The sequence below is a fragment of the Neisseria macacae ATCC 33926 genome (genome assembly GCF_022749495.1).
Taxonomy (GTDB): domain Bacteria; phylum Pseudomonadota; class Gammaproteobacteria; order Burkholderiales; family Neisseriaceae; genus Neisseria; species Neisseria macacae.
In genome coordinates, this window is record NZ_CP094241.1 from 436756 (window position 1) to 452101 (window position 15346).

The following is a 15346-nucleotide window of genomic DNA, read 5'->3' on the forward strand; positions in this document are numbered from 1 at the left end:
ACTGTTTCTTAAAAATTGCCTATGCGGGCAAACGGCGAGGCGGCGGGCAGCCATGCCTGACCGAAAAAACGTGTGTTCATCAATCCGAAAGGAAAACCCATGAATTTTCAAGACTACATCCGTTACGATGCCGTCGGTTTGGCAGAGCTGATCCGCAAAAAAGAAGTGTCCGCCGATGAAGTGTTGCAGGCTGCTTTAAACCGCTTGGACGAAGTCAATCCCAAGCTCAATCTGTTGGCGCACGATTTGCGCGAACGCGCGGCGGCGTGGCAGGGGTCGTCTGAAAATGCCGATACGCCGCTGGCGGGCGTGCCGTTTTTGCTCAAAGACCTGCTGGCGGATTGGGAAGGCGCGCCGACATGGTCGGGTTCGCGCATGATGCAGCATTACATTGCCAAGCAAAACAGCGATTTGACCCAAGCCTATCTCGATGCGGGGCTGCGCGTGTTCGGCAAAACCACCACGCCCGAATGGGGCGCGTATCCCGTTACTGAAACCGAAATTTACGGCATCACGCGCAATCCGTGGCATTTGGATTACACCGCGGGCGGCAGCAGCGGCGGCGCGGCTGCGGCAGTGGCTTCGGGCGTCGTACCCGCAGCACACGGCAGCGACGGCGGCGGTTCCATCCGCTTACCCGCGCACAACTGCGGCGTGTTCGGGCTGAAACCCACGCGCGGCCGCAGCAGTTACGCGCCGAACGCATCGGAGGCATGGCAAGGCTTGGTATGTGACCATGTGTTGACCCGCAGTGTACGCGACAGCGCGGTTTTGCTGGACATCGCCGCCCAAACCCAAGAGCGCGCCCTGTATGCCTGCCCGCCGCCGCCCGAAAACGGTTTTGCAGACAGCCTGAAACAAGAAACAGGTCGTCTGAAAATCGCTTTTTGGAAACAGACATGGTTTGGCGGCAGCAACGACGAAGGCACGGAAGCCGCGTTCGCCCATAGTTTGAAACTGATGCAAGACGCGGGACACGAATTGGAAGAAGCCACGCCCGATTTTGCACCGCCCGAACAGCTCAACCGAGCCGCCCGCGTCATCGTCATGGGCGAAACGGCAAAACTGTTCTACCAATATCAATACGAAACCGGACAAAAACTGCCGCACCGCCTGCTTGAGCCGACAACGTGGGCAATGATTGTGCAGGGGCGGCAAATCAGCGCAGGCGAAATGGCATGGGCGCGCGACGTGATGCTGGCGCAGGAACGTGCCGCCAAAGCATTTTTCACGCGCTACGACGTGTTGATGACGCCCGTTTGCCCGCGCACCACGCCGAAAATCGGCGAGATGATGCCGCCGCCCGCCGCACAAAAAGCCATGCGCCTGCTGTTCGGCACGCTGCGCTTGGGTTTCCTGTTGAAAAACAACCCGTTTTTGGAAAAAGAAGCCGCCGCCGCGCTGCAATACGTCGGCTATACGTCGCCGCTGAACATGAGCGGCAACCCCGCCATGAGTGTGCCGCTTTACCGGCATAACGGGCTGCCCGTCGGCACCCAGTTTGCCGCCGCACACGGACGCGAAGATACGCTGCTCCGCCTTGCCGTGCAGTTGGAACAGATACAGCCGTGGGCGGAAATACCGCAGTTGGTTTAGGGTTTGCGTTGGATAAAAAGCGGTCTGTTTGCCCGAAGAAAAGATTGAGATAAGGTCGTCTGAAAACATAAAAACGTTTCAGACGACCTTTTTTGCGTGTGTGATGGGTAGGGGAGGGCGCACAAAACGCCGGAATCCGACTGTCTTTAAAGAATCTGAATTGTTGCTTTGGCAAGAAACCTTTAGAATGACGTTTTTCTGATTCACGCTATTTTTTCAGACGACCTTCGATGTCCCGATTAGGCGGAGGGTCGTCTGAAACGCTTTGTTCTGGTTGTTTCGGGGCGGATTTGTCCGTCTGCCCCCATACGGATGTTTTTCATGATTAGTCTTTCCAAACTTCTCGACCGCCCGATTTCTTTGGACGGTCGGAAATTCGATGTGTCACTGTTGTGGATGGTCGTTTTGATGACCGCCTTCAGCCTGGTGATGATTTATTCTGCGTCGATTGCCTATGCCGCGTCCGAAGGCGGCAATCAGTTTTCTTTTGTCAGCAAGCAGGCGATGTTTGTCGGCGCGAGCGTATTGGGCTGCCTCGGGCTGTCGCTGTTGAGCATGAGCTTTTGGCGGAAAATCATTCCGTTTTATTTTGCTTTTTCCGCGATTTTGCTGGTGGTCGTGTTGTTTGTCGGCCGTGAAATCAACGGGGCGACGCGTTGGATACATATCGGACCGCTCAATCTTCAGCCGACCGAGTTGTTCAAGCTGGCGACGGTTCTGTATTTGTCCAGCCTGTTCACGCGACGCGAGGAAGTTTTGCGCAGTATGGACTCTTTGGGTTTGAAGCCGCTGTTTGTCGGTTTGTTCAATGCTTTTATGTGCCCGTTCAGCAAGGAAGCGCGTCAGAAAACTTGGCAGAAGCTGAAGAAGTTTAAAAACATCCTGCTGCCTATCGTGATGATTGCGCTGGGTTTGGTTTTTGTCATGGCGCAACCTGACTTCGGTTCGTTTGTCGTGATTGTGTCGATTACGATGGGTATGCTGTTTTTGGCGGGTTTTCCGTGGAAATATTTTGCCGTCTTGGTACTGAGCGTACTGGGGGGGATGGGCGTGATGATTTTGGCGGCACCCTACCGTATGGCGCGCGTGTCGGCATTCTTGGACCCTTGGGGCGACCCTTTGGGCAAAGGTTATCAGTTGACGCATTCGTTGATGGCGATTGCGCGTGGCGAATGGTTCGGTCAGGGCTTGGGCGCGAGTTTGGAAAAACGCTTCTACCTGCCCGAAGCGCATACCGACTTTATCTTTGCCGTCATCGGTGAAGAATTCGGGTTTGTGGGGATGTGTATTTTGGTGTTCTGCTACGGCTGGCTGGTGATGCGCGCATTCTCCATCGGCAAGCAGGCGCGTGATTCCGGGCTGACGTTCAGCGCGTATGTCGCCAACGGCATCGGTATTTGGATAGGGATTCAGAGTTTCTTCAATATCGGCGTCAACATCGGTATCCTGCCCACCAAAGGCCTGACTTTGCCGTTGATGTCTTACGGCGGTTCGGCGGTGGCCGTTATGCTGGTGTGCGTTACCTTATTGTTGCGCGTCGATTATGAAAACCGCAAAAAAATGCGCGGTTACCAAGTGGAGTAAATCATGGGTGGTAAAACTTTCATGCTGATGGCGGGCGGTACCGGCGGCCATATTTTTCCTGCGCTGGCGGTGGCGGACTCATTGCGCGCGCGCGGCCATCATGTGATTTGGCTGGGCAGCGAAGGCTCGATGGAAGAACGCATCGTGCCGCAATACGACATCCTGCTCGAAACGCTGGCGATTAAAGGCGTGCGCGGCAACGGCATCAAACGCAAGCTGATGTTGCCGTTCACTTTGTATAAAACCGTCCGCGAAGCGCAGCGGATTATCCGCAAACACCGCGTTGAGTGCGTCATCGGTTTCGGCGGCTTCGTTACCTTCCCCGGCGGTTTGGCAGCGAAGCTGTTGGGCGTGCCGATTGTGATTCACGAACAAAACGCTGTGGCAGGGTTGTCCAACCGCCAACTGTCGCGTTGGGCGAAGCGGGTGTTGTACGCCTTCCCGAAAGCGTTCAGCCACGAAGGCGGCCTGGTCGGTAACCCCGTCCGCGCCGATATTGCCAACCTGCCTGTGCCTGCCGAACGCTTCCAAGGGCGTGAAGGTCGTCTGAAAATCTTGGTGGTCGGCGGCAGTTTGGGCGCAGACGTTTTGAACAAAACCGTACCGCAGGCATTGGCTTTGCTGCCTGACGATGCGCGCCCGCAGATGTACCACCAATCGGGTCGGGGCAAGCTGGGCAGCTTGCAGGCGGATTACGACGCGCTGGGCGTGAAAGCCGAATGCGTGGAATTTATTACTGACATGGTGTCCGCCTACCGCGATGCCGACTTGGTGATTTGCCGTGCCGGCGCGCTGACGATTGCCGAGTTGACGGCGGCGGGGCTGGGTGCGCTGCTGGTGCCGTATCCTTACGCCGTCGATGACCATCAAACCGCCAATGCGCGTTTTATGGTGCAGGCAGAAGCAGGATTGTTGTTGCCGCAAACCCAGCTGACAGCGGAAAAACTCGCCGAAATCCTCGGCGGCTTAAACCGCGAAAAATGCCTCAAATGGGCGGAAAACGCCCGCACATTGGCACTGCCGCACAGCGCGGACGATGTGGCGGAAGCCGCCATCGCGTGTACGGCATGATGACATAATGCGATGAACGAAACAGAGGTCGTCTGAAAACCAAGAAACGGGTTTCAGACGACCTTTTTGCAACTTGGCAGCCGTATTGTTCGGGAGTATGATGTAAATAGGAATTTCTCTCATTGGAGGCTGCCATGTCCGAAAAAATCTCTCCCGAAACCGTTTCCGTCCTGTCCAGTACCATGCTGATTCCCCTGTGGGCGAAGGCCGTAGAGCAGGGTAGGGCGCAGCCGCTTTTGCGCGATGACGAAGCCGTGCGGATGTTGGACAAGATAGACTACGACTTCAGCAAGTTTGCCAAAGTCAAAGCATCGCAGGTCGGCTGTTGCGGGCGGGCGAAGCTGTTGGACGATATGACCCGGCATTTTATCGCCGAACATCCCGATGCCGTCGTCGTGCAAATCGGCGCGGGGCTGGATGCGCGTTACGAACGTCTGGGCAGGCCGCGCATTACCGCTTGGTATGATTTGGATTTGCCGGAAGTGATTGAAGTGCGGCGTATGCTGCTGCCCGAGTCGGACAATCATTATCTGGGCGCGTCCATGTTCGACGAAGCGTGGATGAACACCGTTGCCGCGCACGGAAAACCCGTGTTGCTCGTGATCGAAGGTGTGTTGATGTATTTTGAAGAAGCGCAGGTGCAGGACTTTTTCAAACAGGTTGCCCGCCGTCTGCCGCACGCCCAACTTGCCTTCGACACTATCCCCAAGGCCTACATCGGACAAAGCAAACGCCACGACGCACTCGGTAAAATGGACAAACCGCCCGAGTTCCGCTGGGCGATAAGCGGCACGGACGACATCCGACGCCTGATATCGGGTGTGGAAATCATCGAAGAAGCGGGTTTGAGCAGCGTCTGCAAACCGCGTTATCCGTGGCTCTTGCGCCTTGTGTATGCGACCGCGTGGGGGCGGCGCAAACTGGATATGCGCTTGATGAGGATACAAGTGCCGTCAAGTTGATAAACGAGAGGTCGTCTGAAAACCGGTTTCAGACGACCTTCAGGCTTTGATGGTAAATTTATATCGTCATTCCTGTATAGGCGGGAGTGACGAAGCGAACTTGCATAACCTCATAATCATATAGAAAATTTCGATTTTGAATTTCCAACTTTCCGAGAAACCATCATGGAACCCCAGGAACTCGACACCCTAGACCTCAACGAAGCCCTTGCCGAAATCCTGCAAGCCCACGGCTATGCCTGCCAAATGCAGGGCGAAAAAATCCTGCCCAATTTCGCCGTACCCGTACAACTTGAAACTTGGGCGTTTCCGCGCGAACACGCCAACGGCGCAGTGGTAAGCCGTTTCGATGTCGGCATTACCCTGCCCGACGGGCGCGAACTCTACGAATGCTGCGGCGACATCGGCGAAAATCTGGAAGAAGCCCTTTCACGCAACCTGCAAAGCTTCTGCACCAACAGCCTGCACGTTTTACTGGATACATTCAATCCCAACGAAAACCATTGCCCGCACGAAATCTGGACGGCACGCAATGGAAACCGTTTCCAAGCGATTTTGGGGGACTGGGTAACGAAAAATTTGGTCGAAGACACTGACGGCGGTGATATGGAAACAATCGGCAACATCATCCCCGAAGCACTGGAAAGCACGCTGCAAACCATCATCTGCCATCAAAACCTCAAAGCACAATATCATTTAATCCGCTTTTTCTACGCCCAATCCGACAATGTTACGATGAACGTGGAATTTATGGTTGACAACCAAGAAGATGCCGCTGAAGAAGAAAAACAGCTTGCCGGTCTCCCTTGGTTGCGCAGGGAAGCCTATTACAGCGTACGCCGTTGCATCATGCTCAAGCCCTTGGATTCGGTATAAGGCTATTGAAACCGTCAAAATCAACCCGTCTGCAAGATTTTAGGTCGTCTGAAAACGGTTTTCAGACGACCTTATGTTTTGTTTTTGCTGGTATTTTGGTAGCTGAAGTCGAGTTTAAAAATGGGTAATTTGCCGCTGAACTCAACTTCATTTTTACCCATATTGCCACCAATGTGAAATCCTGTATGCCGAAACATCTTTAATTTACAAGAAAACTATGGCGCAGAAGCGGATAGCCCTTTAAAATAACGCCTTTACGCATCGAAAATCCACCGGAACGCAACATCATGATGAAAAATCGAGTCACCAACATCCATTTTGTCGGTATCGGCGGCGTCGGCATGAGCGGTATCGCCGAAGTCTTACACAATTTGGGCTTTAAAGTTTCCGGTTCGGATCAGGCGCGAAATGCGGTCACCGAGCATTTGAGCAGCTTGGGTATTCAAGTTTATCCCGGTCATACCGCCGAACACGTCAACGGCGCGGACGTTGTCGTTACTTCTACTGCCGTCAAAAAAGACAATCCCGAAGTCGTCGCTGCGCTGGAGCAGCAAATTCCCGTCATTCCGCGTGCCCTGATGTTGGCGGAGTTGATGCGCTTCCGCGACGGCATCGCCATTGCCGGTACGCACGGCAAAACCACGACCACCAGCCTGACCGCCTCTATCCTCGGCGCGGCAGGTCTCGACCCCACTTTCGTTATCGGCGGCAAACTCAATGCCGCAGGTACCAACGCCCGCTTGGGCAAAGGCGAATATATCGTCGCCGAAGCCGACGAGTCCGATGCGTCCTTCCTGCATCTGACTCCGATTATGTCCGTCGTCACCAATATCGACGAAGACCACATGGACACCTACGGACACAGCGTCGAAAAACTGCATCAGGCGTTTGTCGATTTTATCCACCGTATGCCGTTCTACGGCAAAGCGTTTTTGTGTATCGACAGCGAACACGTCCGCGCGATTTTACCCAAAGTGAGCAAACCCTACGCCACTTACGGCTTGGACGATACCGCCGATATTTACGCGACCGACATCGAAAGCGTCGGTGCGCAAATGAAGTTTACCGTTCATGTCCAAATGAAAGGACATGAGCAGGCGCCGTTTGAAGTCGTGTTGAACATGCCCGGCAGACACAACGTCCTCAATGCTTTGGCAGCCATCGGCGTGGCGCTGGAAGTCGGCGCATCCGTCGAAGCGATTCAGCGCGGCTTGCTCGGTTTCGAAGGCGTCGGCCGCCGCTTCCAAAAATACGGCGACATCAAGCTGCCCAATGGTGGAACCGCGCTTTTGGTGGACGATTACGGACACCATCCTGTCGAAATGGCAGCGACCCTATCCGCCGCACGCGGCGCGTATCCGGAAAAACGTTTGGTGCTCGCCTTCCAGCCGCACCGATATACCCGCACACGCGATTTGTTCGAAGACTTCACCAAAGTCCTCAATACCGTTGACGCGCTGGTGTTGACCGAAGTTTATGCCGCCGGTGAAGAGCCTATTGCTGCCGCCGACTCCCGCGCCCTTGCCCGCGCCATCCGCGTATTGGGCAAACTCGAGCCGATTTACTGCGAAAACGTCGCCGACTTGCCTGAAATGCTGTTGAACGTTTTACAGGACGGCGACATCGTGTTGAATATGGGTGCGGGCAGCATCAACCGTGTTCCTGCCGCGATGCTGGAGTTGTCGAAAAAAGCCTGAGGCGGAAATTTTATCGTGATGCCGTGATAGCCGCCCGATGAAGCGATGTTCCATCGGGTGGGCAAGCAAGATTAAGGTCGTCTGAAAACCCGATTCGTTTTCAGACGACCTGTATCAAAAAATGAAGTAATCAAGAAAGAACAAAAACAATGCAGAATTTTGGCAAAGTAGCCGTATTGATGGGTGGCTTTTCCAGCGAACGCGAAATTTCGCTGGATAGCGGTGCCGCCATTTTGAATGCCTTAAAAAGCAAAGGCATAGACGCACACGCCTTCGATCCTAAAGAAACGCCCTTGGCGGAATTGAAAACCCAAGGTTTCCAAACTGCTTTCAATATCCTCCACGGTACTTACGGCGAAGACGGTGCCGTTCAGGGTGCGTTGGAATTGTTGGGCATTCCTTATACCGGCAGCGGTGTCGCCGCTTCAGCCATCGGCATGGACAAATACCGCTGCAAACTGATTTGGCAAGCTTTGGGGCTGCCCGTTCCAGAGTTTGCCGTTTTGCACGAAGATTCCGATTTCGATGCCGTCGAACAGCAACTCGGCTTGCCCATGTTCGTTAAACCGGCAGCCGAAGGCAGCAGCGTCGGTGTTGTGAAAGTCAAAGAAAAAGGTCGTCTGAAAAGCGTTTACGAAGAATTGAAACACCTTCAAGGCGAAATCATTGCCGAACGGTTCATCGGTGGCGGCGAATATTCCTGCCCCGTCTTGAACGGCAAAGGCCTGCCCAGCATACACATCATCCCCGCGACCGAGTTCTACGATTACGAAGCCAAATACAACCGCGACGACACTGTTTATCAATGTCCGTCCGAAGACTTGAGCGAGGCTGAAGAAAACCTGATGCGTTCCCTGGCCGTCCGCGGGGCGCAGGCAATCGGGGCAGAAGGTTGTGTGCGCGTCGATTTCCTCAAGGATACCGACGGTAAACTTTACCTCTTGGAAATCAACACGCTGCCCGGCATGACGAGCCACAGTTTAGTACCGAAATCCGCCGCCCATACCGGCGTGGATTTTGCCGATTTATGCATTGAAATTCTGAAAACCGCACATGTGGGATGACGCAAGCGCACTGGGTCGGCTGACCCGCTGGCTGTTGCTGCTGATGGCATTGCTGCTCATCGGCACCTGCATAGCCTGGCTATACAACTCCAATCATTTTCCCGTCAAACAAGTGTCCATACAGGGCAAGCTGACCTATTCGGACGGGAAAGCACTTCAGCGCGCCGCTCAACAGCACACGCACAGCAATATTTTCCGTGCCGATTTGGACGGTATTCAGGCAGCCTTTCAAAAGCTGCCGTGGGTGGATTCCGCCATGGTGCGCCGCCGCTTTCCCGATACCGTCGAAATCCATTTGACTGAGCGCGTGCCTGTCGCCCATTGGCGCAGCGGCGGTTTGGTCGATTCCAAAGGCAATGTGTTTGACGCCCAGCTCAAAGCCAAGCTGCCAATCTTTGAAGGACAGCCGGGTACGGGCAAAGACATGGTCAAACATTACGAAGAATTTTCCGGCATCCTCCGCCGGCAAAATCTGGCGATTAAAGAACTGATTTATACGCCGCGCTCCGCCTGGTTGGTGGTCTTGGACAACGGGGTTACCGTCAGACTGGGAAGGGAAAACGAAATCAAACGCTTACAACTTTTCGCCGAAATTTGGCCGACGCTGTTGCGTAAAAATCAAAATCGGTTATCCTACGTTGATATGCGGTATAAAGACGGATTTTCCGTGCGTTACACATCAGAGATGCCGTCTGAAAGTGTTTCAGACGACTAAAGCCAAGCAAACGGCGTGAAGCAAACTATTGCCAATACAGACAAATAGTTATAACTCCAGCGAAATAACGAGCAAATATAATGGAACAACAAGGTAAATATATCAGTGCCCTCGATATCGGCACATCCAAAGTCATCGCCCTGATTGGCGAAGTACAAGACGACAACGAAATCCACATCGTCGGACTCGGACAGGCACCGTCTCGCGGCCTTAAAGCAGGCATGGTAACCAACATTGACGCGACGGCCCAAGCCATTCAGCAGGCAGTCAATGAAGCCGAATTGATGGCGGACACCAAAATCAGCCACGTTACGACCGGTATCGCGGGTAACCATATCCGCAGCTTGAATTCGCAAGGGGTTGTCAAAATCAAAGACGGTGAAGTTTCGCAAGCCGACATCGACCGCGCCATCGAAACCGCCAAAGCCATCAACATCCCGCCGGATCACAATATCCTGCATACCGTGGTGCAAGAATACATCATCGACAACCAGCCCGGCGTCAAAGAGCCTATCGGTATGAGCGGCGTCCGTCTCGATACCCGCGTACATATCATTACCGGTGCCAATACCGCCCTGCAAAACATCCAAAAATGTATCCATCGTTGCGGTTTGCAGATGGACCAAATCATGCTTCAGCCTTTGGCGAGCGGTCAGGCTGTTTTGACTGAAGACGAAAAAGATTTGGGCGTATGCGTCATCGACATCGGCGGCGGTACGACCGATATTGCCGTTTATACCAACGGCGCCATCCGCCATACTGCCGTGATTCCCGTGGCGGGCGATTTGATTACCAAAGACTTGGCACAAGCACTGCGCACCCCGCACAGCGCTGCCGAATACATCAAAATCCACTACGGCGTAGCGATTCCCGATATGGACGGCTTGGACGAAATGGTCGAAGTTCCCAGCGTCGGCGACCGCCAACCCCGCCAGATTTCCCGCCGCGTTTTGGCAAGCGTCATCGGTCCTCGCGTCGAAGAAATCCTAGAGTTGACCCTTAACGAATTGCGCCGTTCCGGCTTCCCTGAAGAAGTCCTCACATCAGGTATCGTTCTGACTGGCGGCGCATCTATGCTGACCGGCATCGTTGAGCTTGCCGAAGAAGTATTCGCCTTACCTGCACGCATCGGCGTACCTCAAGAAATGGGCGGCGTATCCGAACGCATCCGCAATCCGCGCTATTCGACCGCCATCGGTCTTTTGCAGGCGGCAAGGGGAGAAGAAGACGGCGCGCCGGTGACCGGCGCTATCGTAGTTCATGATCAGGCTGAAAAAATCAGTCTGTGGGCAAGATTGATGAAATTTGTTAAAGACAATTTCTGATTGTTCCGTTACTTGCTTACAGGGAAAATGAATTGCCGTCGGAATAGTTCCAATCGCAATAATTAAAAACTTGTGTGCTTTCGTTAAAAAATGTAGTAAAAAAATAACGGTAATGGTGAATGAATAAGAAGTATTTTGCCAGCGTCGGAATACTTCTTATATAATACGGGTAATATCTAAATTTTTGGACCGTCCTCGATGCAGGGCGCGCAGGAGTATTTGAATGGAATTTGTTTACGACGTAGCTGAATCAGCCGCAAGCCCTGCGGTCATCAAAGTAATCGGCTTGGGTGGCGGCGGTTGCAACGCTATTAACAACATGATTGCCAACACCATCCAAGGTGTTGAATTTATTAGTGCCAATACTGATGCACAATCTTTGGGTAAAAATAACGCAGCCAAGCGCATCCAATTGGGTACTAATCTGACCCGTGGTTTGGGTGCAGGTGCCAATCCTGAAATCGGCCGTGCTGCGGCACAAGAAGATCGCGAAGCCATCGAAGATGCTATTCGCGGCGCGAATATGTTGTTCATCACCACCGGTATGGGTGGCGGTACCGGTACCGGTGCGGCTCCTGTGGTTGCCGAGATTGCCAAAGAAATGGGTATCCTGACCGTTGCAGTCGTTACCCGTCCGTTCGGCTACGAAGGCAAACGCGTACACATTGCCCAAGAAGGTTTGGAGCAGCTTAAAGGTCAAGTCGATTCATTGATTATCATCCCGAACGACAAACTGATGACCGCATTGGGTGAAGACGTGACCATGCGTGAAGCGTTCCGTGCGGCGGACAACGTCCTACGTGATGCCGTAGCCGGTATTTCCGAAGTAGTTACCCGTCCCGGTTTCATCAACCTTGACTTCGCCGACGTTAAAAACGTAATGGGCATCAAAGGTATCGCCATGATGGGTTCCGGTTTTTCCCAAGGCATCGACCGCGCCCGTTTGGCAACCGAACAAGCGATTTCCAGCCCGTTGCTGGATAATGTGACTCTGGATGGCGCGCGCGGCGTATTGGTCAATATCACTACCGCTCCGGATTGCCTGAAAATGTCCGAATATCGTGAAATCATGAAAGTGGTTAACGAGAATGCGCATCCTGAAGCAGAATGCAAATACGGTACTGCCGAAGATGACAACATGGGCGAAGATGCTATCCGCGTAACCATTATTGCGACCGGTTTGAAAGAAAACGGCAGCGAAAACCAAATGCGTGCGGCTGTCCGCGCACAAAAACTGGTTAGCGGAGTCGATGATTCCCATGTTCAACAACCGGGTAGTGTAGAAAGCCTGGTAAGAACCAACCGCGGTATTCGCTCCATGAATCTGACTGCGGCAGATTTCGGCAATCAGTCTGTTTTAGATGATTTTGAAATTCCTGCGATTTTGCGCCGTCAGCACAATCCTGATAAATAATCGATAAAAAGCCTGCTTTAAGCAGGCTTTTTTGTATCTCTGTATTTGTATCTCTGTATTTGTATCTCTGTATTTGTATCTCTGTATTTGTATCTGTGCAATGTAGAGATAGGATGTAATTTTAGAGGGAATCAAAGAGAGAGTGGATTGGTATCCTTTGATATTATTCTTATGTGAATAAAAATCTATTGTTAAGACTCAGCTTTGGGTTTTATAGTGGATTAACTTTAAACCGGTACGGTGTTGCCTCGCCTTAGCTCAAAGAGAACGATTCTCTAAGGTGCTGAAGCACCAAGTGAATCGGTTCCGTACTATCTGTACTGTCTGCGGCTTCGTCGCCTGTCCTGATTTAAATTTAATCCACTATATTAGTGAGTTCCCGTTTTAAAGCTGGATTTCTGTTTGTTTGGAAACGGCGGTCTTTGTCTGCGGGAAGTTTGCTTCAAGAAATTGAAATAAGAGAGGCGGGCAAGTTGCATTGGTGAGAAGTTGATAAGAGGTCGTCTGAAACGTTCTTAAACGTAAGTTTCAGACGACCTCTTCTCATGATTCGGATAGGCAGATTTAAACCGGGCGGCAGGCAATCATATAATTCACTTCTGTCGAGTCGCATAAAGAATAGCGGCGGGTCAAAAGATTGTAGGTCATGCCCTTGGTGTCGATAACGTCCAAACCTGCCTGTCTGCACATCCGCGCCAGCTCGGCGGGCGTGATGAATTTTTGCCAATCGTGCGTCCCTTTGGGAACAAAGTTCAACACATATTCCGCGCCGACAATCAGATGAAGATAAGATTTAGGGTTGCGGTTGATGGTGGAGAAAAACACCATGCCGTCAGGCTTCACCAGCTCCGAACAGGCTTTGACGATGGCGGCGGGATCGGGAACGTGTTCCATCATTTCCATACAGGTTACAACATCGAAACTGTGCGGCTGTTCGGCGGCAAGGTCTTCGACGCGGATGCAGCGGTAATCGATATTGTCCACTCCTTCGGCAGCGGCATGGGCTTGGGCGGTTTGCAGCGATTTTTCCGCCATATCGATACCGGTAACGTGCGCCGCGCCGCGTTTTGCCATGCTTTCCGACAAAATCCCGCCGCCGCAGCCGACATCCAAAACACGTTTGCCCGCCAACTGCGCGAACGAGTCTATATAGCCCAAGCGCAGCGGATTGATGTCGTGCAAAGGTTTGAACTCGCCGTTTTTATCCCACCATTTATCCGCAATTTGGCTGAATTTAGCGATTTCGTCCGCATCGACGTTGTGTTGTCCGGCTGCTTCCATCATGATTTTCCTGATTTGGATTTCGGGTTGAAGAGGGTTTCGATTTTATAGCAAAGCGGCAGGATGGAACAGAGACAAACCGCCGCCAGCCGCCAAAAGGTCGTCTGAAAACGCCGCTTACCCTTTTCAGACGACCTTTGACTTGTTTTTACCCCTTCCGCCTTGTTTGCCTCGACCTTTCCCATTAATTTATATCAAGCACTCCTCGCATTGCCGAAACAGCAAGCCCCGACCTTCACCAAAAAGAAAACCCAATGAAACCATTTATCCGCGCCGCATCCCTACTCTTCCTTGCCGCCGCCTCCGCACTTGTCTCAGGCAAAGACTTTATCATTTACGACCGCATGGACTACGTCGGCAAACCCGACCTGACCGCCGACAAACTGTCCAAAGTATTTCTGATTTACGAATCCGAGCTGGTCATGCCCGATCCTGCCGGTAAGCGCAAACACGGCGTATTGAACGAAAAACGCATCCGCGAATTGGCGCGCCAGTCCTATCGCGAAGGCTACCGCACCATCTCCACCGACATCGAAACCTGGTTTGCCGAAAAAGATGGACAAATCCTCACGCCTCAGGAACTTAAAACCGATTTTGCCCGTATGTACCGGATTTTCAAAGAAGAAAATCCCCGCGCCTACATCAGCAACTACGGCTTACCCGACGAACACTTACACGCCATCCGCTACTACCAAACTCAGGCGGACAACGAGGCAGTGTTGGCAAAATGGCGGCAGTTCAGCAAACGCCGTCAGATGAGCGCAGCCATCAGCGACTATGCCAATCCCGTGTTCTACATCACCACGCCCGATTTGGCGCAATGGGAAAAAGACGTCCAAACCACCGTTGCCGAGATTAGAAAGCGCTATCCCGACAAAAAAATCATCGGCTACCTCTGGCCGCAATATTATTCCGCGAGCAACAGCCCGTATTTCAAACAATTTATCGATGCCGAACGCTGGCAGAAAATGCTCGAAATCAGCAGCAAATATATGGATGGCGTGATTATCTGGTCGGACAAGCGTGATGAAAACCATCAAATCGTCCGCTGGAACGACCCGCGCATACAGGCAATCATGCGCGCGACCAAATCCTTTATCGCGGCACACCCCAAAGACATCGCCGTCGAAGCATTGCAGCCGCCGACATCATCCAAATCATTGAAAAACAGCAAATTGAAATAACGCAACACATTTCCAGCCGCCAATTCAACAGCGGAAAAAATGACGGCGATTGGATAAATCCGCCAAGCAAAAAGGTCGTCTGAAACCCAAAATTTAGGTTTCAGACGACCTTTTTGTCGCAATGGCGGCTTTGTTGCTTATTAATCCAATCGGAAAATGGGCGGTTGTGATACAGCGTGAAATATAGTGGATTAAATTTAAATCATGACAAGGCGACGAAGCCGCAGACAGTACAGATAGTACGGAACCGATTCACTTGGTGCTTCAGCACCTTAGAGAATCGTTCTCTTTGAGCTAAGGCGAGGCAACGCCGTACTGGTTTAAAGTTAATCCACTATAAAGAGGACGGTTCCAACCCCTCCCGTTGTCCTGCGCAGGCGGGTATCTACTTTTCATCAAGTGCGTTCAACAGAAACCCGCAAACCAAACCTTACCCGTAGGATTTCAACCGACTCGGAAATCACGGCAAAAAATCTTGTCCCATTTAAATCCGCAAAATGTCGCCAAAGAAGCGGACAGAAGCAGAAAGAGTGTATCGAGTACGCTCTTTTTTATGGAGAACAGAGGGCGCGATGTC

General features: G+C 52.4%; 12 protein-coding genes. 11 read left to right on the plus strand and 1 reads right to left on the minus strand.

The window, feature by feature from the left end:
- Positions 1-99 precede the first annotated feature (99 nt).
- The 10 genes from MON40_RS02105 to ftsZ all read left to right on the plus strand — a co-directional run bounded on the left by MON40_RS02105 (position 100) and on the right by ftsZ (position 12304).
- Positions 100-1596 (plus strand): amidase, encoded by a 1497-nt coding sequence (locus MON40_RS02105; protein ID WP_003779885.1) that lies wholly within the window; start codon positions 100-102, stop codon positions 1594-1596.
- 321 nt (positions 1597-1917) lie between these two features.
- Positions 1918-3180: an FtsW/RodA/SpoVE family cell cycle protein gene (locus MON40_RS02110; protein WP_009312758.1), complete on the plus strand. Its 1263-nt coding sequence runs from the start codon at positions 1918-1920 to the stop codon at positions 3178-3180.
- A 3-nt stretch (positions 3181-3183) separates the two neighbouring features.
- On the plus strand, positions 3184-4251 hold the full coding sequence (gene murG, locus MON40_RS02115) for an undecaprenyldiphospho-muramoylpentapeptide beta-N-acetylglucosaminyltransferase (protein WP_003779887.1): 1068 nt from the start codon (positions 3184-3186) through the stop codon (positions 4249-4251).
- A gap of 134 nt (positions 4252-4385) precedes the next feature.
- A complete protein-coding gene (locus tag MON40_RS02120) occupies positions 4386-5213 on the plus strand; it encodes a class I SAM-dependent methyltransferase (protein ID WP_003779888.1) in 828 nt (275 codons plus the stop codon).
- A gap of 165 nt (positions 5214-5378) precedes the next feature.
- Complete coding sequence (locus tag MON40_RS02125; protein WP_003757241.1) at positions 5379-6089, plus strand: DUF6348 family protein; 711 nt, start codon at positions 5379-5381, stop codon at positions 6087-6089.
- Between the two features lie 287 nt (positions 6090-6376).
- Entirely contained in the window at positions 6377-7786 is a 1410-nt protein-coding gene (gene murC / locus MON40_RS02130; RefSeq protein ID WP_003764619.1) for a UDP-N-acetylmuramate--L-alanine ligase, read from the plus strand.
- 149 nt (positions 7787-7935) lie between these two features.
- Positions 7936-8850, plus strand: a complete 915-nt coding sequence (locus tag MON40_RS02135; RefSeq protein ID WP_003757235.1) for a D-alanine--D-alanine ligase — start codon at positions 7936-7938, stop codon at positions 8848-8850.
- Positions 8840-9565: a cell division protein FtsQ/DivIB gene (locus MON40_RS02140; RefSeq protein WP_003779890.1), complete on the plus strand. Its 726-nt coding sequence runs from the start codon at positions 8840-8842 to the stop codon at positions 9563-9565. The genes MON40_RS02135 and MON40_RS02140 overlap by 11 nt, the downstream gene beginning before the upstream one ends.
- Before the next feature lie 80 nt (positions 9566-9645).
- Positions 9646-10890: a cell division protein FtsA gene (gene ftsA, locus MON40_RS02145; protein ID WP_003779891.1), complete on the plus strand. Its 1245-nt coding sequence runs from the start codon at positions 9646-9648 to the stop codon at positions 10888-10890.
- Between the two features lie 223 nt (positions 10891-11113).
- Positions 11114-12304, plus strand: a complete 1191-nt coding sequence (ftsZ, locus tag MON40_RS02150; protein ID WP_003757229.1) for a cell division protein FtsZ — start codon at positions 11114-11116, stop codon at positions 12302-12304.
- A 564-nt stretch (positions 12305-12868) separates the two neighbouring features.
- Here ftsZ and ubiG read toward each other — a convergent pair.
- Complete coding sequence (gene ubiG, locus MON40_RS02155; protein WP_003779893.1) at positions 12869-13588, minus strand: bifunctional 2-polyprenyl-6-hydroxyphenol methylase/3-demethylubiquinol 3-O-methyltransferase UbiG; 720 nt, start codon at positions 13586-13588, stop codon at positions 12869-12871.
- Positions 13589-13839: 251 nt separating this feature from the next.
- Between ubiG and MON40_RS02160 the strand changes: the two genes are divergently transcribed.
- Positions 13840-14769, plus strand: coding sequence for a hypothetical protein (locus MON40_RS02160; protein ID WP_003779899.1), 930 nt, complete (start codon positions 13840-13842; stop codon positions 14767-14769).
- The last annotated feature ends 577 nt before the right edge of the window (positions 14770-15346 follow it).

Excerpts from the sequence above, each read along its gene's own strand:
- MON40_RS02105 (WP_003779885.1), top strand. The coding sequence starts at position 100 with ATGAATTTTCAAGACTACATCCGTTACGATGCCGTCGGTTTGGCAGAG.
- MON40_RS02110 (WP_009312758.1), top strand. The coding sequence starts at position 1,918 with ATGATTAGTCTTTCCAAACTTCTCGACCGCCCGATTTCTTTGGACGGT.
- murG (WP_003779887.1), top strand. The coding sequence starts at position 3,184 with ATGGGTGGTAAAACTTTCATGCTGATGGCGGGCGGTACCGGCGGCCAT.
- MON40_RS02120 (WP_003779888.1), top strand. The coding sequence starts at position 4,386 with ATGTCCGAAAAAATCTCTCCCGAAACCGTTTCCGTCCTGTCCAGTACC.
- MON40_RS02125 (WP_003757241.1), top strand. The coding sequence starts at position 5,379 with ATGGAACCCCAGGAACTCGACACCCTAGACCTCAACGAAGCCCTTGCC.
- murC (WP_003764619.1), top strand. The coding sequence starts at position 6,377 with ATGATGAAAAATCGAGTCACCAACATCCATTTTGTCGGTATCGGCGGC.
- MON40_RS02135 (WP_003757235.1), top strand. The coding sequence starts at position 7,936 with ATGCAGAATTTTGGCAAAGTAGCCGTATTGATGGGTGGCTTTTCCAGC.
- MON40_RS02140 (WP_003779890.1), top strand. The coding sequence starts at position 8,840 with ATGTGGGATGACGCAAGCGCACTGGGTCGGCTGACCCGCTGGCTGTTG.
- ftsA (WP_003779891.1), top strand. The coding sequence starts at position 9,646 with ATGGAACAACAAGGTAAATATATCAGTGCCCTCGATATCGGCACATCC.
- ftsZ (WP_003757229.1), top strand. The coding sequence starts at position 11,114 with ATGGAATTTGTTTACGACGTAGCTGAATCAGCCGCAAGCCCTGCGGTC.
- ubiG (WP_003779893.1), bottom strand. The coding sequence starts at position 13,588 with ATGATGGAAGCAGCCGGACAACACAACGTCGATGCGGACGAAATCGCT.
- MON40_RS02160 (WP_003779899.1), top strand. The coding sequence starts at position 13,840 with ATGAAACCATTTATCCGCGCCGCATCCCTACTCTTCCTTGCCGCCGCC.